At 72.0% G+C, this 17772-nt stretch carries 11 protein-coding genes; 6 read left to right on the plus strand and 5 right to left on the minus strand.

Features of this window, described 5'->3' with window-relative positions; translation table 11 throughout:
• The first annotated feature begins 48 nt into the window (after positions 1–48).
• Complete coding sequence (gene secA2, locus SM418_RS27480; protein WP_371944588.1) at positions 49–2391, plus strand: accessory Sec system translocase SecA2; 2343 nt, start codon at positions 49–51, stop codon at positions 2389–2391.
• A gap of 20 nt (positions 2392–2411) precedes the next feature.
• On the opposite strand, the gene SM418_RS27485 is transcribed toward secA2, so the two are convergent.
• Positions 2412–7025 carry an ATP-dependent helicase gene (locus SM418_RS27485; protein ID WP_371944586.1) on the minus strand — a complete coding sequence of 1538 codons (4614 nt, stop codon included), beginning with the start codon at positions 7023–7025 and terminating at the stop codon, positions 2412–2414.
• A gap of 131 nt (positions 7026–7156) precedes the next feature.
• Between SM418_RS27485 and SM418_RS27490 the strand changes: the two genes are divergently transcribed.
• Both SM418_RS27490 and SM418_RS27495 read left to right on the plus strand, forming a co-directional pair.
• Complete coding sequence (locus tag SM418_RS27490) at positions 7157–8434, plus strand: alpha/beta hydrolase fold domain-containing protein (RefSeq protein ID WP_371944584.1); 1278 nt, start codon at positions 7157–7159, stop codon at positions 8432–8434.
• Positions 8435–8443: 9 nt separating this feature from the next.
• Positions 8444–8638, plus strand: coding sequence for a DUF3046 domain-containing protein (locus tag SM418_RS27495; protein ID WP_371944582.1), 195 nt, complete (start codon positions 8444–8446; stop codon positions 8636–8638).
• Between the two features lie 7 nt (positions 8639–8645).
• On the opposite strand, the gene SM418_RS27500 is transcribed toward SM418_RS27495, so the two are convergent.
• Positions 8646–9515 carry an ATP-grasp domain-containing protein gene (locus SM418_RS27500; RefSeq protein ID WP_371944580.1) on the minus strand — a complete coding sequence of 290 codons (870 nt, stop codon included), beginning with the start codon at positions 9513–9515 and terminating at the stop codon, positions 8646–8648.
• Between the two features lie 244 nt (positions 9516–9759).
• Here SM418_RS27500 and recA point away from each other — a divergent pair, with 244 nt between their 5' ends.
• The 3 genes from recA (at position 9760) to rny (ending at position 13662) form a co-directional block, all read left to right on the plus strand.
• On the plus strand, positions 9760–10878 hold the full coding sequence (gene recA / locus SM418_RS27505; protein ID WP_371944578.1) for a recombinase RecA: 1119 nt from the start codon (positions 9760–9762) through the stop codon (positions 10876–10878).
• 208 nt (positions 10879–11086) lie between these two features.
• Complete coding sequence (locus SM418_RS27510; RefSeq protein ID WP_371944576.1) at positions 11087–11680, plus strand: regulatory protein RecX; 594 nt, start codon at positions 11087–11089, stop codon at positions 11678–11680.
• A gap of 422 nt (positions 11681–12102) precedes the next feature.
• Positions 12103–13662, plus strand: a complete 1560-nt coding sequence (rny, locus tag SM418_RS27515; RefSeq protein WP_371944668.1) for a ribonuclease Y — start codon at positions 12103–12105, stop codon at positions 13660–13662.
• Between the two features lie 109 nt (positions 13663–13771).
• Here the strand turns inward: rny and SM418_RS27520 are convergent, their stop codons facing one another.
• From SM418_RS27520 to SM418_RS27530, 3 genes are all read right to left on the minus strand, one after another.
• Positions 13772–15841, minus strand: a complete 2070-nt coding sequence (locus SM418_RS27520) for a S9 family peptidase (RefSeq protein WP_371944575.1) — start codon at positions 15839–15841, stop codon at positions 13772–13774.
• A 164-nt stretch (positions 15842–16005) separates the two neighbouring features.
• Entirely contained in the window at positions 16006–16998 is a 993-nt protein-coding gene (locus tag SM418_RS27525; RefSeq protein WP_371944573.1) for an amino acid ABC transporter permease, read from the minus strand.
• On the minus strand, positions 16995–17678 hold the full coding sequence (locus tag SM418_RS27530; RefSeq protein ID WP_371944571.1) for an amino acid ABC transporter permease: 684 nt from the start codon (positions 17676–17678) through the stop codon (positions 16995–16997). Before SM418_RS27530 ends, SM418_RS27525 begins: the two co-directional genes overlap by 4 nt.
• Positions 17679–17772: the final 94 nt, after the last annotated feature.

The following is a 17772-nucleotide window of genomic DNA, read 5'->3' on the forward strand; positions in this document are numbered from 1 at the left end:
CGTACCCGCCCGTTGGGGGAACCTTGAGCGAAGAACCGAGGCGCACCGATGGCGCTGCGTGACCGGCTGCGGCGGCTCGTCCAGAAGCCGGGGAGCGCCGACCTGGCGCCCTTCCGCGCCCTGGTGGACGAGGCGGGGGCGCGCGAGCCCCGCGTGCGGAAGCTGTCCGACGCCGAACTGACCGCCGCCGCGTCCGCGCTCCGCGACAAGGAGGACCTCGCCGAGCTGTGCGCCCTCGGCCGGGAGGCCGCCCGCCGGACGCTCGGGGAGCGGCCCTTCGACGTCCAGCTGATCGGGACGCTGGCGCTGCTGTCCGGGCACGTCGCCGAGATGGCCACCGGCGAGGGCAAGACCCTGTCGGGGGCCCTGGCCGCCGCCGGGTACGCGCTGCGCGGCCACCAGGTCCACGTGATGTCCGTCAACGACTACCTGGCGCGGCGCGACGCCGAGTGGATGGGCCCGCTGTACGCGATGCTGGGCGTCTCGGCCGGCTGGGTCGGGCAGTCGTCCACGCCCGGGGAGCGGCGGGCGGCGTACGCGGCCGACGTCACCTACGCACCGGTCAGCGAGGTCGGGTTCGATCTCCTCCGGGACCGGCTCGTCACCGACGCCGCCGACACCGTGCTGCCCCCGCCGTCCGTCGCGCTGATCGACGAGGCCGACTCGGTGCTCGTGGACGAGGCCATGGTGCCGCTCGTCCTCGCCGGCGCCGCCGACCTCGACGCGGCCGACCCCCGGTACGCCGACCTGGCCCGGCGGCTGCGGCCCGGCCTGCACTACTCGACCGACGACGAGGCGCGGAACGTCCAGCTCACGCCCGCCGGGACGCACGAGGTGGAACGCGTCCTCGGCCTCGACCTGTACGCCGCCGAGAACCTGCGCACCCTCACCGCCGTCAACGTGGCCCTGCACGCCGAGGTCCTGCTGCACCGCGACGTGGACTACATCGTCCGCGACGGCGCCGTGAAGCTGATCAGCGAGTCGCGCGGCCGGGTCGCCCTCCTGCAGCGCTGGCCCGACGGCCTGCAGGCCGCGGTCGAGGCGAAGGAGGCCCTGGAGGCGTCCCCGAGCGGCGAGATCCTCGACTCGATCACCGTCCAGGAGCTGATCGGGCGCTACCCCGTCCGGTGCGGCATGACCGGCACCGCGCTGGCCGTGTCCGGCCAGCTCACCGAGTTCTACTCGCTGCGGATCGCGGTCATCCCGCCCAACCGGCCCTGCGTCCGCGAGGACCGGCCGGACCGCCTCTACGCGACCTCCGCCGACAAGGAGGTGGCGATCGTCGAGGAGATCGCCGCCGCGCACGCCGCCGGCCGGCCGGTGCTGGTCGGCACCGGCGACGTCGCCGAGTCCGAGCGCCTCGCCCGCAGCCTCGCCCGCGCCGGACTCGACCGCGTCGTCCTCAACGCCAAGAACGACGCCGAGGAGGCCGCGATCATCGCCGAGGCGGGCGCGTACGGCGCGATCACCGTCTCCACGCAGATGGCGGGCCGCGGCACCGACATCCGCCTCGGCGGCAGCCCGGCCGCCGCGCCCGGCACCGCCCCCGCCGACGCGGCCGGCTCCGACCACGACCGGGTGGCGCAGGCCGGCGGCCTGCTCGTCATCGGGACGGGCCGCTACCACAGCAGCCGCCTGGACGACCAGCTCCGCGGGCGCGCCGGCCGCCAGGGAGACCCCGGCGGCTCCGTCTTCTTCACCAGCCTCCAGGACGACCTCGTCACCCGATACGCGCCCGACGAGAAGACCCCCGACGAGAAGACCAAGGAGTCCTCGGACGGGGACGGGCTCATCACCGACAAGGGCGCGCACTGGATCGTCGGGCACGCCCAGCGCGTCGCCGAAGGCGTCGACCTCGAACTGCACCGCAACACCTGGCGCTACAACCACCTGATCGGGCTGCAGCGCCGCGAGCTGCTCACCGAACGCGACGCCGTCCTGAACGGCGACGCCGCCGACCGGGCCATGGCCTCCTCCGCCCCCGGCAAGCACGCCGAGCTCACCAAGATCGCCGGTGCGGACGCGGTGGCCGCCGCCGCGCGCCAGATCGTCCTCTACCAGCTGGACCGCTGCTGGGCCGAGCACCTCGCCTACCTCGCCGACCTGCGCGAAGGCATCCACCTGCGCTCCCTCGGCCGCGGTCTCGACCCGCTGATCGAGTTCAACCGCGAGGCCGTCCCGGCGGGCAAACGCCTCCTCTCCGACGCCCGGGAACGCTCCGTGGCCGCCTTCGAGGCCCTCACCGCCACCGAGAACGGCGTCGACCTCGACTCCGCGGGCCTGAAACGCCCCTCCGCGACCTGGACGTACCTCGTCCACGACAACCCCTTCGGCTCCCTGGACGAACGAGCCTTCCGCGGCCTGATCAGCATGTTCAAGGGCCGCCGCTGACCCGCCCCGGGGACGGGACGTCAGGAGCGGAGGCGGAGGCCGCGGGGAGTCGGGTGGAAGCCCGCCGACTCCAGTGCGGCGGCCAGCGGCGAGTCGTTGATCGACTCGCCGTCGGCGCGCTCCACGGTCAGTTTGCCCAGGGCGCCCTCGCGGACGGCCAGGGCGAGGGCGTCCACGGCGGGTTGCAGTACGTCCGGGTCGTCGTCCCAGGTGAGCAGGGTGCGACCGCCGCGTTCGACGTACAGGACGAGGCGGCCCTCGACCAGCACCACCAGCGCGCCCGCCTTGCGGCCGGGCTTGTGGCCGCTGGCGACCTCGTCGTCACGTCCCGGCCACGGCAGGGCCGCCCCGTACGGGTTGGCGGGGTCGGCGGCGGCCAGCACCAGTGCGCGGACGTCGGGTTTGCGGGGGGTTTCCCAGAGCGCGGAGATGTCGTCCGAGGCAGCGGTCGCGGGACGCAGGGCGCGGAGCCGGTCGACGGCGCCCGGCAGAGCGAACTGAGCCGCTCCCAGGCCCTCGACGAAGTAGCCCCGGCGGCAACGGCCCGTCTCCTCGAACCCGCGCAGCACCGGGTAAACGGCCGAGAACCCGCCTGGAGTGCGTTCTGCCGCGACGGCGCCGCGTATGACGATGCCGTACCGCTCCAAGAGCGCCTCGGCGAGAGCGTGCGAGCGAAGCGTCGCGGTGGTCTCCCGTTCGGGGAGCGGCCACCAGCGTCCGGCGACCGTGGGCGGGCCCGTCCGGGACGGCAGGACGGGACGGCCGCGCCGCGTCGTCCTGGAACGGTGCGTCGGACGGCCGGACCCAAGCGCCGCGCGAAGCGGCGCCAGCGTGTCGTTGGTGAGATGCCCGGACCACACGAGATCCCAGAGGGCGGTGACGAGGGCGGCGTCGTTCGCGGTGACGTCCCTGTTCACCCGGTCGGACAGCGTCCGGAAGAAGAGGGCGCCCCCGTCGCCCAGCGCGTCCAGGATCGCCTGGTGCACCGGTGTGAGGGTGACCTCCGCAGGCTCCGGCATGAGGAGCGGCGCGGTGTCGGCCAGGTAGAGCGCCACCCATCCGTCGCCGCCCGGCAGCCCTCCCTGCCCGGCCCACACGACCTCGCCTGCGGACGTCAGCTCGTCCAGCATGGCCGGGGTGTAGCCGGCCACCCGGGACGGCAGGACCAGCGACTCCAGCGCCGAGGCCGGGACGGCCGCGCCCTGCAACTGCTCGATCGCCTGGACGAGCGCGTCGATGCCCCGCAACCGCGACCCGCCCGAAATGCCGTGCCAGACCGGCAGGAACCGGCCGAGCGATTCGGGCGGCGAAGGCTCCACCTCGGCACGGAGACGGGCCAGGGAACGGCGGCGCAGCATGCGGAGCACGCTTGTGTCGCACCATTCGGCCGTCAGCGGACCCGTGACGGCCTCGACCGGCAGGAACTCGCCCTCCACGACCCGCCCCGCGCCCGCCAGCCGCCGCAGGGTCTCCACGACCACCGCGGCGCCCAGCCCGAATCGCGCGGCGGCCTCGCCGACCCGGAACGGCCCGTGCGTGCGGGCGTACCGGGAGACCAGATCGCCGAGCGGATCGTCGACCGGTTCGAGGAACGCCTCCGGGATGCCCACCGGCAACGGCGCCCCGAGCGCGTCGCGCAACCGCCCCGCGTCCTCGATCGCGACCCACCGCTCCTCGCCCGCGACCCGGACCCGGATCGCCCGCCGAGCCCCCTCCAGCTCCACCAGCCACCGGGCCACCTGCGCCAGCGTGGCCGCGGCGCCGCCGTCATGGACCGGGAGGGTGCGTTCGGCGGCCTCTGCCGTGGTCAGGGGGCCGAGGGTGCGCAGGAGGTCGGCCACGCCCTCCAGATCGCGGGCGCGGCGGCCCGGGGCCAGGCGCTGGAGTTCGCTCTCGGTCTCGGCGACCGCGTCGAGATCGAGGAGCTCGCGCAGGTCGGCCTGGCCGAGCAGCTCGGCGAGCAGGGCCGAGTCGAGCGCGAGCGCCTGGGCGCGGCGCTCGGCGATTGGCGAGTCGCCCTCGTACATGAACGCGCCGACGTAGTGGAACAGCAGGGAGCGCGCGTAGGGCGACGGCTCTGGCGTCTCGACCTCGACCATGCGGACCCTGCGTCCCGACAGGTCGCGCATCAGCTGCACCAGGCCGGGCACGTCGAACACGTCCTGCAGGCACTCGCGCATGGTCTCCAGAACGATCGGGAACGACGGGTACTTGCTCGCGACGGCGAGGAGTTGCGCGGCGCGCTGGCGTTGCTGCCAGAGGGGCATGCGCTTGTCCGGACGGCGGCGGGGGAGCAGCAGCGAACGCGCGGCGCACTCGCGAAACCGGGCCGCGAACAGCGCCGAGCCGCCCAGCTCGTCCACGACGACGCGTTCGATGTCGTCGGCGTCGAAGACCGCGAGGTCGACGCCGGGGGGCTCGTCCATGTCGGGGATGCGGATGACGATGCCGTCGTCGGCGTGCATGGCCTGTGCGTCGAGGCCGTACCGCTCGCGCAGGCGGCCCGCGATGGCGAGCGCCCAGGGCGCGTGCACACGCGCGCCCAGCGGAGAGTGGACGACCATCCGCCAGTCACCGAGTTCGTCGCGGAACCGTTCGACGACCATCGTGCGGTCGTCGGGCACGTGCCCGGTGGCCTCGCGCTGCTCGTTCAGGTAGGAGACGAGGTTTGCGGACGCCCAGGCGTCCAGCCCGGCGGCGGAGACGCGGCTCTGCGCCTCCTCGGCGGGCAGCCCGGCCAGCTCGCGGGTGAACGAGCCGAGCGCGCGGCCCAGTTCGGCCGGACGCCCGAGGGTGTCGCCGTGCCAGAACGGGAGCTTGCCGGGCTGGCCGGGGGCGGGGGAGACGAGCACGCGGTCGGGCGTGATGTCCTCGATGCGCCACGAGCTGGCGCCGAGAACGAACACGTCGCCCACGCGTGACTCGTAGACCATCTCCTCGTCCAGTTCGCCCACGCGGGACCTCCCGGAGGCTCCGCCCTTGGCGGACGCGGTGTCGCCGACGAGGAACACGCCGAACAGGCCGCGGTCAGGGATCGTCCCTCCGCTCGTCACGGCGAGGCGCTGAGCGCCGGGACGGTCGCGCAGGACGCCGGTGACGCGGTCCCAGACCAGCCGGGGGCGGAGCTCGCCGAACTCGTCGCTGGGGTAGCGCCCGGCGAGCATGTCGAGGCACGCCTCCAGGGCCGAACGCGGGAGGGAGGCGTAGGGCGCGGCGCGCTGGACGAGTGACTCGAGGTCGTCGACGGCCCACTCGTCCATGGAGACCATGGCGACGACCTGCTGCGCGAGGACGTCCAGAGGGTTGCGCGGGTAGCGCAGCTCCTCGATCTCGCCGCCGCGCATGCGTTCGGCCACGACCGTCGTCTGGACCAGGTCGCCCCGGTACTTGGGGAAGATCACGCCCTTGGAGACGGCGCCGACCTGGTGGCCCGCGCGCCCGACCCGCTGGAGCCCGTTGGCCACCGACGGCGGCGACTCCACCTGGACGACCAGGTCGACGGCGCCCATGTCGATGCCCAGTTCCAGGCTGGACGTCGCCACGACCGCCGGGAGGCGGCCCTCCTTCAGGGCGTTCTCGATGCCGGCCCGTTCCTCTTTGGAGACCGAGCCGTGGTGCGCCCTGGCGATCTCCACGGGGGCTCCCCTGGCCGCACCCGCCTGGGCCATCGTGGCGGCGGGGGAATGGTCCTCGGGGAGGGGCTCGCCTGTCGCGCGCTCGTACGCGAGTTCGTTCAGCCGTCCGCAGAGCCGCTCGGCAAGCCGGCGCGAGTTCGCGAAGACCAGCGTCGAGCGGTGCGCCTGGATGAGATCGAGCAGGCGGTCTTCGACATGGGGCCAGATGCTGCGCTGGCGGGGGTCGGCCGCACCGGAGTCGTCCACGAACTGGCCCACCTCGCCCATGTCCTCCACGGGGACGACGATGTCGAGGTCGAAGACCTTGTCGGACCGAGGCTGGACGACCGTCGCCGGCCTGCTCCCGCCGAGGAACGCCGCCACCTCGTCCGTCGGGCGGACGGTCGCCGACAGGCCGATCCGCTGCGCGGGCCGTTCGAGGAGGGCGTCGAGGCGTTCGAGGGAGAGCGCCAGGTGCGCGCCGCGCTTGGTGCCGGCCACCGCGTGCACCTCGTCCACGATGACGGTCTCGACGCCGCGCAGCGACTCGCGCGCCCGCGAGGTGAGGATCAGGAACAGCGACTCCGGTGTCGTGATCAGGATATCCGGCGGCTTGACGGCGAGCCGGCGCCGCTCGTCGGCCGGGGTGTCGCCCGACCGCATCCCGACCTGGACGCCGGGTTCGGGCAGGCCGAGCCGCCGCGCCGCGTGCCGGATGCCGGTCAGCGGGGCGCGCAGGTTGCGCTCCACGTCCACGGCGAGGGCCTTCAGCGGCGACACGTACAGGACGCGGCACCGCCGCAGCCGCTCTTCGGGGACGGGCTCGTGGGCGAGCCGGTCGAGCGACCACAGGAACGCCGCCAGGGTCTTGCCGGACCCTGTCGGCGCCACCACCAGCGTGTTGTCACCGCCCGCGATCGACTCCCACGCCCCGGCCTGGGCCGGGGTGGGCGCGGCGAACGCGCCGGCGAACCAGGCGCGGGTCGCCGGTGAGAAGCGTTCGAGCACGTCACCGCCCATGGCGCCATACTGCCTCGCGGGTCCGACAGAACGCGGCGATGTGGCGCCCGTCACATTGTAAGCAAGCGCTTGTACGGGCATGGTCTACCGATAGGCCTACTGGTAGGACGCCCACCCCAGAGGGAGTCTCGATGCCCTACGTCCTGCTCGCCCTCGGGATCCTGTTCGCCCTGGTCGCCGCCAACGCGCACGCTCCCCGGCGCAACGCCGTCCTGCTCGTGCCCAGCTTCTTCCTCGGCTGGCTGACGATCGAGATGGCGCCGCACGTGCTCGTCACCTGGGCCGCCGCCACCGCGCTCACGGCCGCGTTCGGAGGACTGGACGGCTGGGCGGGCTGGACGGGCCTCGCCCTGGCGCTCGCCGCCATGGCGGGCATCGCGGCCACCGTCGTCGCGTCCCGCCGTACGGTCGTCACCCTGCGGGACAGCGGCGCACCCCTCGACCTCGACCCGGAGGGCGCACCCCGTTACCCGCTGGCGCACCTGATCGTCCCGCAGCTGTGCCTGATCCCGCGCAAGGGAGTGCGTGTCGAACGCAACGTCCTGTACCGGGAGGAGGGCCGGCTCCGGCTCAGACTGGACGTGTTCCGTCCGGCGGATGACGCAGCCGACGGGGAGCTGCGCCCCGGGCTCATGCAGATCCACGGAGGTGCGTGGGTCATCGGGGACAAGCGCGAACAGGGCCTGCCTCTGCTCAACCACATGGCCCTGCAGGGATGGGTCGGATTCAACGTCAACTACCGGCTCAGCCCCCGCGCCACCTGGCCTGAGCACCTGATCGACTTGAAACACTTCGTCGCCTGGTACAAGGAGCACGCCGAGGAGTACGGGGCCGACCCTGACTTCCTCTGCGTGACCGGTGGCTCGGCCGGTGGCCACCTCACCGCGATGGTGGCGCTGACCGCGAACGAACCCGAATTCCAGCCGGGCTTCGAAGACGCCGATACAACCGTGCAGGGCGCCGTCCCGTTCTACGGCGTCTACAACTTCTTTGAAGCGGGGCCATGGCCGGTCCCCATGGGGGCCACCCGCATCCTGGAGAAGATGGTGGTCAAGAAGCCCTTCGCTGAGAACCAGGAGCTGTACGCCAAGGCGTCCCCCGTCACGTACATCCGCGAGGACGCGCCGCCCTTCTTCGTCATCCACGGCAGCCACGACTCGCTCATCCCCGTGGCGGAGGCCCGGCGATTCGTCGAGCGGCTCCGGGACGTCTCCGCCTCACCCGTCATCTATGCCGAGATGAAGGGCGCCCAGCACGGGTTCGACGTCTTCCCCTCCTACCGGACGGCCCGCGTCATCGAAGGCGTCGAGCGCTACTTGACGGGCCTGCACCGTCAATACCGCCAGGGAACCGGGCCCGGCGTCCCCGAAGAGGTCACGCAGTCCTTGGAGGAGCCCTCCGTCGGATAGCGTGAAAGCGTGCGGCTCACAGTGTTCTGGGATCGGATGAACCAGCAGTTCGGTGAAAGCTATGCCCAGAGCGTGGCCAAGGACTACGTCCTGGCAGAACTGGGCGGGCGCACCGTCGAGCAGGCCCTCGCCGACGGCGAACCGGCCAAGAAGGTCTGGCAGGCCGTCGTCGCCACCTTCGACGTCCCCTCGACTCTCCGGTAGGAGCCGGTCAGTCCGGAACGGGCAGGTGCGCGTAGAGGTCCATCGCGTCCACGGACGACGGCAGATCGCTGACCTGGCCGTCGCCGACCTCCACGACACGCCAGACGCCGTCGGCGCGCCGGGCCAGGTCGGTGGTGATGAACCGGCAGCCCAGGGCGCGGACGGCCGGAGCCACGGAATCCAGGTCAGGATCGGGCTCCACACTGGGGCTGTCAGGGTGCGGCCCCACCAGCGCGGGCTCGCCGTCCACCCACCACACGCGCGCCTCGCCGTCGCCGTCGTACTCCTCGAACTCGCGGACGACGAGACCTCCCGCCAGATGGTCGTCGCGTAGCGCGACCATCTTGGAGGCGATGTCGTGCAGCTGGGCGAGGTTCTTCACGTCCGGGACGAAGCACGCCTCCTCCCACTCGTGCTTGCACGACTTCACGTAGTCCTTGACGACGGCGGGCCCGCCGCGCAGCGGCCGGACCAGCTCGGCCAGCTCGCCGAGATCGCCCGGATCCTGGCCGGTGCCGAGTGGACGCCACACGCTGTGCGGGGTCAGCCCGGCGAACGTCTCATGCCAGCCGGGCAGCTCGTGCGCGCGCCTGTAGTCGTCCGGGTGCGTCAGCAGGATCGTCCCGCGCTGCTTCAGCGCGGCGGCCATCGCGGCGTACTCCTCCGCCGACAGCATCCAGCCGCGATACCAGACCGGGCCCAAGCCGGAGGGGACCGCGCCGATCGCGTCCTCCACGTCACCGCGCCGCAGCGCGTCGTGGTCGACCAGGGCCGTCTCGCCGTAGTGGTCCCGCACGGCCGCGGCCTCGCGAGAGAAATGGGGGTCAACGCGCCGGGGGTGGAGCGGATCGACGCAGAAGAGGACGGTCAGCGTCATGATTGGAACCCTCCGTGGACGGCGCCAGCGTACGGGGTCCGGACCATGGAACGCACGGCGATTCCATCCAAATCGCCATACCGGACGATGATCGAACGGATGTTCGGTAAGCTGGCTCGCGGCACGCGGCGTCATCCACAATCGCGCCGGCGGCTCGAAAGTGTCGGTGGCCCGCCGTAACGTCGCCCTCGACATCGCAGAACAGCGGCCGAGAGCCGACAGTCACGACGATAAGGACATCTCAATGGCAGCGAACGACCGGGAGAAGGCTCTCGAGACCGCACTCGCCCAGATCGAGCGGCAGTTCGGCAAGGGGTCGGTCATGCGGATGGGCGAGGAGGCGCGGGCGCCCGTCGAGGTCATCCCCACCGGCGCGATCTCCCTCGACATCGCGCTCGGGATCGGCGGCCTGCCGCGCGGCCGCGTCGTCGAGGTGTACGGCCCCGAGGGCTCCGGCAAGACCTCCATCGCGCTGCACGCGGTGGCCAGCGTCCAGAAGCAGGGCGGCATCGCCGCGTTCGTGGACGCCGAGCACGCCCTCGACCCCGAGTACGCCACCAAGCTCGGCGTCGACATCGACGCGCTGCTGGTCTCCCAGCCCGACACCGGCGAGCAGGCCCTGGAGATCACCGACATGCTGATCCGCTCCGGCGCGATCGACGTCGTCGTCGTCGACTCCGTCGCCGCGCTCGTCCCGCGCGCCGAGATCGAGGGCGAGATGGGCGACAGCCACGTCGGCCTCCAGGCCCGCCTCATGTCGCAGGCGCTGCGCAAGCTCACCGGCGCGATCAACCAGACCAAGACCACCGTCATCTTCATCAACCAGCTCCGCGAGAAGGTCGGCGTCATGTTCGGCTCCCCGGAGACCACCACCGGCGGCCGGGCGCTGAAGTTCTACGCCTCCGTCCGGCTGGACGTCCGCCGCATCGAGACCCTGAAGGACGGCACCGAGGCCGTCGGCAACCGCGTCCGCGTCAAGGTCGTCAAGAACAAGATGGCCCCGCCCTTCCGCGTCGCCGACTTCGACCTCCTCTACGGTCTCGGCATCAGCCGCGAGGGCGGCCTGATCGACCTCGGCGTGGAGCACGGCTTCGTCCGCAAGTCCGGTGCCTGGTACACCTACGACGGCGACCAGCTCGGCCAGGGCAAGGAGAACGCCCGCAACTTCCTCAAGGCCAACCCCGACATGGCGGACGGCATCGAGAAGAAGATCAAGGAGAAGCTGGGCATCGGCCCGAAGGTCGACAAGGAGGCCGAGCCCGCCGCCCCGGACGCCGCCCCCGCGCCCCCCGCGCCGGCCGGCGCCGCCAAGGCCACCACCGCGAAAAGGGGAGCGAAGGCCGCCAAGGCAGGCGATTCCTGACGGAGAATCCGCTGATATGGGTGACTCCTGACGAAGAGTAAGCGATGATCTCGTATGCAGGGCGGCGGCGCCTTACCCGGCACCGCACGATCGGTGCGCGGATCTTCCCCGATGGCGCCGCCGCTCCCACGGGCCAGCCGGCCCGCACGGTCACCAGCGCGGTAACGGGGCGAGACGACCGCGCAGCGCCGCCCGGGGGACGTACGGCGTGGCGAGGGCGAGCGTGACCTCGCCCGACCATGGCGCGGATCCACCCGACGGCCGTGCGGATCCACCCGACCGCCGTGCGGGGGCTGACCCGGAGGCGAGGGCCCGCGAGGTCTGCCTGCGCATGCTGGCCGCGTCGCCGCGCACCCGAGCCCAGTTGGCGGACGCGCTGCGCCGCAAGGACATCCCGGCCGACGTCGCCGAACGCGTCCTCGGCCGGTTCACCGACGTCGGCCTCATCGACGACGAGGCGTTCGCGCAGGCGTGGGTCCAGTCCCGCCATGCCGGCCGGGGCCTGGCGAAGCGCGCCCTGGCCGCAGAACTCCGCCGCCGCGGCGTGGCCGACGACACCGTCAACGAGGCCGTCGAGTCGCTGGACCCCGCCCAGGAGGAGGAGACCGCCCGAGCCCTGGTCCTGCGCAGGCTCCCGGCCGGCAGAGGCGCCGACCCTGCCAAACGCATGCGCCGCCTGGTGGGCATGCTCGCCCGCAAGGGCTACCCGCCCAACCTCGCCTACCGGATCGTCAAAGAGGCCCTGGCCGAAGAGGGCGCCGACCCGGCCGCGATCCCCGAGCCTTCCGACCCCTTCGACTGATTTCCCGCCGGGTTGCGAAGGCGGGTTACCGGAGAGGCAGGGTGTTCTGACTCTGACCGGAGGGTCGCCGGCCTGGTCGGGAGGGGTGCGCGTGGTCAGGAGGGGTGGTAAGGAAGGACTCACGTTGACGTTCGGTTAGTCCGGAATGCCCATCGTTTGCTTGCTCATTACCTCCATGCCGCTTACCGTTACGGTAGTGAGGAGTTACTCCGCGTCTCGCGGATTGCCATACGACCGAGCACGTTCCAGCAGCTGAGAGGCAGACAGGACAGGTTCGTCGACCGGATTCGGCCGAGTCACCGGGGCGCGCCGTGCGCGGCCCCGCGACGTCGTGCATCCGCGCGCGAGTAAATCCTCGCTAGGCAGGGCCCGAAGTCCGGACGGGCCCGCGGCGAGGAAGGATCTGCCTCATGGAGAGCGTCCTGCTGGGTGCAGCGCTGCTGGTGACCCTGGCCGCTCTCATCTTCGTCGTCCTGTGGCGTCCCGGCATGCCCGGCAGAGCCGCGGCGGAGATCGCCCGGGCGCAGAGCGACGCCGACGAGATCCGGTCGAAGGCGCAGCAGGACGCGCAGGACGTCCTGGACGAGGCCGAGCGGGAGACGCGGCGGATCGCCGCCGAGGCGCGCGCCGAGGTCGAGGAGGAGGGCCGCGCCCTCCGCGACGACCTGCGGACCGTCCGGGAGGATCTGGAGCGCCGGGAGGCGCGGCTCGCCGAGCGGGAGCAGCGGCTGGACGCCGAGACGCGGCGCCTGGAGGAGCGGCAGGGACGGCTGACCGAGGCCAGGCAGGTGCTGGAGGCCCGCAGGCAGGAGCTGGCCGGCGTCGCCGAGGAGCGCCGCAAGGTGCTGGAGCGGGCGGCCGGGCTCACCGCCGAGCAGGCCAAGGGCGAGCTGGTGGCGGTGATCGAGAACCAGGCCAAGCGGGAGTCCATCCCGATCGTCCGCGAGATCGAGAACACGGCGCGGGCGGAGGGCGAGAAGCGTGCCCGCAAGATCGTGACGCTGGCGATCCAGCGGGTGGCGAGCGAGCAGACGGCCGAGTCGGTCGTGTCGGTGCTGCATCTGCCGAGCGACGAGATGAAGGGCCGCATCATCGGCCGCGAGGGCCGCAACATCCGGGCGTTCGAGACGACGACGGGCGTCAACCTGATCATCGACGACACGCCCGAGGCGGTGCTGCTGAGCTGCTTCGACCCGGTGCGCCGGGAGGTGGGGCGGCTGACGCTGGAGAAGCTCGTCCTGGACGGGCGCATCCACCCGCAGCGCATCGAGGAGATCTACGAGCGCAGCAAGAGCGACGTGGAGCAGCTGTGCGTCCGGGCCGGTGAGGACGCCCTGGTGGAGGTCGGCATCGCCGACATGCACCCGGAGCTGATCGCGCTGCTCGGGCAGCTGCGGTACCGGACGTCCTACGGGCAGAACGTGCTGAAGCACCTGATCGAGTCCGCGCACATCGCGGGCGTCATGGCCGGCGAGCTGCGGCTGCCGGTGGAGGTCGCCAAGCGGTGCACGCTGCTGCACGACATCGGCAAGGCGCTCACCCACGAGGTGGAGGGGAGCCACGCGCTGATCGGCGCCGAGATCGCGCGCCGGTACGGGGAGCACGAGGACGTCGTCCACGCGATCGAGGCCCACCACAACGAGGTCGAGGTCCGGACGGTGGAGGCGGTCCTCACCCAGGCCGCGGACGCGGTGAGCGGCAGCCGTCCGGGGGCGCGCAGGGAGTCGCTGGAGGCCTACGTCAAGCGGCTCGAACGGCTGGAGCAGATCGCGCGCGAGAAGCACGAGGGCGTGGAGAAGGTCTTCGCGATGCAGGCCGGGCGCGAGATCCGCGTGATGGTCAAGCCCGACTCGGTCGACGACATCCAGGCGCAGGTCATCGCCCGCGACATCGCCAAGCAGGTCGAGGACGAGCTGACCTATCCGGGGCAGATCCGCGTCACCGTGGTGCGGGAGTCCCGCGCCATCGAGTTCGCCCGCTGAGCCGGCGGCCGAGCGCCGCGAAGGAGCGCCCGGCGGTCTCTTGCCGTGGCCGCGCGGGCGTCCCGCAGAGGGCTGCTGAGCGGGCCCGCACCGAGTGCGGGGACCGGGGTCAGCCGACGGTGAGGTTGATGGGTTCCACGCCGCGCGGTTCGAAGCCGAGCGTCTGGCCGTAGAAGGCAAGCTCCGCCTCCAGGCAGCGGATTATCGTGCCGGCCTTCCGGAACCCGTGGGACTCGCCCTCGAAGGTGAGATAGGCGTACGGCATCTTCTTGTCGGCCAGCGCCAGCGCGAAGCGCTCGGACTGGTCCGGCGGCACCACCGGGTCGTTCAGGCCCTGCAGGAGCAGGACGGGGCACGCGGTCTCGTCGGCGCGGCTGAGCGGTGAGCGCTCCTCGTAGGCGCGTTCGAAGCCCGGCAGCGGGCCGATGAGGCCGAACAGGTAGTGCGACTCGAAGTCGTGGGTGGCCTCGGCGAAGCTCTGCAGGTCGCTGATGCCGAAGTAGGACGTCGCCGCCTTGAACACGCCGGTCCGCGTGATCGCGGCGAGCGTCGTCCAGCCGCCTGCGGAACCGCCCCGGATCGCCAGCCGCGCAGGGTCGGCTATGCCGCCGTCCACGAGGGCCTGGGCGGCGGCTACGGCGTCCTCTACGTCGACGACGCCCCACTGGCGGCGGAGCCGTTCTCGGTAGGCGCGGCCATAGCCGGTCGATCCGCCGTAGTTGACGTCGATGACACCGATGCCGCGGCTGGTGAAGTAGACCCGTTCCAGGTCGAGCACCTTGGAGACCCGGCCGGTGGGCCCGCCGTGCACGAACACGACGTACGGCGGCAGTTCGCCTTCGGGGGCGGTCGCCTCCGGGTTGGTGGGCGGGAACACGTAGGCGTGGACGGGACGCCCGAACGGGCCCTCCAGGCGCTCCGCGCGCGGCCTGGACAGGTACGCGACGTCCGGGAGCTCGGCCAGCTCGCGGCGCAGCCCTTCGACGCGCCCGGTCGTGGTGTCGACGCGGACGACCGAGGGGGGCAGGTCGGGGCCGCCGCCGATGCCGACGATCGTCGTCCCGTCCGCCGACAGCTGCGTCGCCCAGTGCTCGTAGGGGACCTCCAGGTCGACGAGGTCGAGCGTCTCCGGGTCGTAGACGCCGAGCCTCATGTCGCCCTCGCCGTGCAGGACGGCGAGGCGGCCGTCGCCGAGCAGCGCGTACGGCATGCCGCCGAGCTGCCACAGCGGGCCGGCGAACTCCTCCTCGGCCGGGTAGAGGGCCTGCGGGGACTCGCCGTGCAGGCCGACCTGGTAGATGTTCCACCAGCCGGGCCAGTCGGAGATCACGTACAGGGAGTCGTCGTCGCGCCACAGCGGCGCCAGGGCCGACTCCTTGAGCCCGCCCTTGACGGTCCGGGGCGCGACCGTGCGGCCGTCCTCGATCGCGGCGACGCGCACCTCGGTGCCGTCCCAGGGCATGCGCGGGTGGTTCCACTGCACCCACGCCAGGTGCCCGCCGCCGGGCGACGGCGCGGGGTTCGCGTAGAACTGCGCCCCGGTGACCAGCTCACGGATGGCGCCGGCGTCCCCGGCGGCGCGGCCGTCCAGCGGGACGGCGACGATGGCGCGCCGGATCCCCGTGATGCCGGGCTCCTCCACCGGAGCCGGAGCCGGGGCGGTGGCCGGAGCGCCCTCCTCGCCCGGGACGGCCCCCTCGCTCGCGGCGGGCGCCGGCTCCGGCGCCGCGGCGATGTGGCCTTCGCAGACGCACCAGATCTCCGTCCGGTCCGGGGACAGGACGAAGTCGGCGTAGCGCAACCCCGCCGGGACGGCCGGCTCGGGCGTCAGGGGGTACGGCTTGGGGTCGCCCTCGTCGAGCCGGTGCAGGCGCTGGTCCTCGTAGTTGGCGAACACGATCGACCAGCCGTCGGCGGTGCGGATCGGCAGGTACGACCGGCCCCCGTACTCGTGGACGCGGGTACGCGCGTCCCACGGCGCCTGAAGCAGTTCCGTGCGATGCCCGCCGTTGAGATGGATGACCGTGGTCCGTCCGTCCTCCTCGGGCCGGGCCTCCTGCCACCACACGTCATCGCCCGCGACGGTGGGAAAACTGAGGCGCAGCCGGGCGCGGGCGACATCGGCCGCGGAGATGGGGGAGGGCCAGGAGCCGTAGGGGAGGGTCGCACGAGCGGTCATAACAGGAATCGTCCCGCATACAGGGATGGGTTGGGGCCATGACGGGCCGTTTGACGTCGGAAAGATACACGTCGTCCACCAGGAAACTCACCGGTAACGAGCCCGGACGGCGACGGGGCGCCACCGGAGACCGGCGGCGCCCCCGAAGCGGGCGGTTGGGGAGATCAGACCGGCGCGGCGCCCTGCTGCGTGATCCCGACCCCGGCCACGGGCGGCGGCCCGCCGGTGCCCATGGTCTTGGCCTCCGTCTTGCGGCTGCGGCGGCTGCGCGCCTCCAGCCACGTCGCCAGCCGGCTCACCGACATGTTGATCGCGATGTAGATGACCGCGACGACGATCCCGGCCTGCAGGACGTTGTTGCTGTAGTTGGCGGGCACCTGCTTGAACCCGGCCTGCAGCAGTTCGGGGTAGGCGATGATGAAGCCGAGCGCGGTGTCCTTCAGCAGGACGACGATCTGGCTCACGATCGCGGGCATCATCACGGTGATGGCCTGCGGCAGCAGGACGAGCCGCATGACGCCGTTCTTGCGCAGGCCGATGGAGTAGGCGGCCTCCGACTGGCCCTTCGGGATCGACAGCACGCCCGCGCGGACGACCTCGGCGAGCACCGAGCCGTTGTACATGGTGAGGCCGAACACGACCGCGGCGAACGCGGGCACGGTGACCACGCCGGCGTTGCTCTCCACCCCGAAGATCGAGAAGAAGTAGTCCACCGAGACGCGCTGCAGCTGGCCGAACTGCGACTCGGCGATCGCCGGGCTGATCTTGTTCGGGACGAAGAACGCCAGGAAGATCAGGATCAGCAGCGGGATGCCGCGGAAGAACTCCACGACGGCCCCGGCGGGCAGCCTGATCCACCAGTGGTCGGAGAGCCGGGCCAGGCCGAACACGATGCCGAACAGCAGCGCGAGGACGGTCGCGACCGCGGCCGCCTTCAGCGTGTTCAGCAGCCCGGGAATGATCAGGTGCCGCCAGACCGTCCACTCGGTGAACGGCGTCCAGAGCTTTCCGGCGAACTGGTCCTTGGCGGCCAGCCGCCAGATGAGGGCGGCGAGGACGGCGGCGAGCGCCACCGTCACGAGGACGCCCAGCATCCTGTTCCGCGCGCGCGCCTGCGGCCCGGGGATGTCGAAAAGTACGGTCGCTTCCTTGCTCAACGCGCCACCGCCATCCGCTTGGCCAGCCAGCCGAAGAAGTACCCGGTCGGCAGGGTGAGGATCAGGAAGCCGACGGCCACGCCGATGAACAGCGGGATCACCCCGTTGCTGAAGGAGGGGGCGTCAACGATGGTCTTGGTGACGAGCGCCACCTCGCCGTAGCCCGCCGCCGCGGCCACCGTCGTGTTCTTGATCATCGCGATGAACACGCTGCCCAGCGGGGCGATGATGGCCCGGAACGCCTGCGGCAGGATGATCATGCGCAGCGACTGGGTGAAGGTCAGGCCGACCGACCGCGCCGCCTCCGCCTGCCCCAGCGGGACCGTGTTGATGCCCGAGCGGAGCGTCTCGCAGACGAAGGCCCCGGTGTAGGCCGACAGTCCGAGGACGGCCCACCAGTAGTAGCTGGTCGAGGGGACCTCGGAGAACTTCAGCGCGAGGATGTCGTTGAGGCCGAGGCTGCACATCAGCAGCACGAGCGTCAGCGGCGTGTTGCGGACGACGCTGACATAGCCCGATCCGAAGGCGCGCAGCACCGGGATGGGAGCGACGCGAAAGCTCGCCAGGAGCGTCCCGATGATGAGCGAGAGCACCGCGGCGACCGCCGCCAGGCGGATCGTCGCCCAGAAGCCCTGGAGGATCTCGTCGAAGTGGTCGAAGAACGGGCTGAAGTCAAACATTGCTCAGCTGTTTCATGGCGTTCCAGCCGTGCCGGGCCAGCGGTGTGCGGAGCCCGGCCGGCAATGTCAGGCCAGGCCGGCGCGTCCCCGGGAA

This window comes from Actinomadura chokoriensis (assembly GCF_041463665.1).
GTDB lineage: Bacteria > Actinomycetota > Actinomycetes > Streptosporangiales > Streptosporangiaceae > Spirillospora > Spirillospora chokoriensis_A.

Coding starts and splice junctions, on each gene's coding strand:
- secA2 (WP_371944588.1), top strand. CDS start 49: ATGGCGCTGCGTGACCGGCTGCGGCGGCTCGTCCAGAAGCCGGGGAGC.
- SM418_RS27485 (WP_371944586.1), bottom strand. CDS start 7,025: ATGGGCGGTGACGTGCTCGAACGCTTCTCACCGGCGACCCGCGCCTGG.
- SM418_RS27490 (WP_371944584.1), top strand. CDS start 7,157: ATGCCCTACGTCCTGCTCGCCCTCGGGATCCTGTTCGCCCTGGTCGCC.
- SM418_RS27500 (WP_371944580.1), bottom strand. CDS start 9,515: ATGACGCTGACCGTCCTCTTCTGCGTCGATCCGCTCCACCCCCGGCGC.
- recA (WP_371944578.1), top strand. CDS start 9,760: ATGGCAGCGAACGACCGGGAGAAGGCTCTCGAGACCGCACTCGCCCAG.
- SM418_RS27520 (WP_371944575.1), bottom strand. CDS start 15,841: ATGACCGCTCGTGCGACCCTCCCCTACGGCTCCTGGCCCTCCCCCATC.
- SM418_RS27530 (WP_371944571.1), bottom strand. CDS start 17,678: ATGTTTGACTTCAGCCCGTTCTTCGACCACTTCGACGAGATCCTCCAG.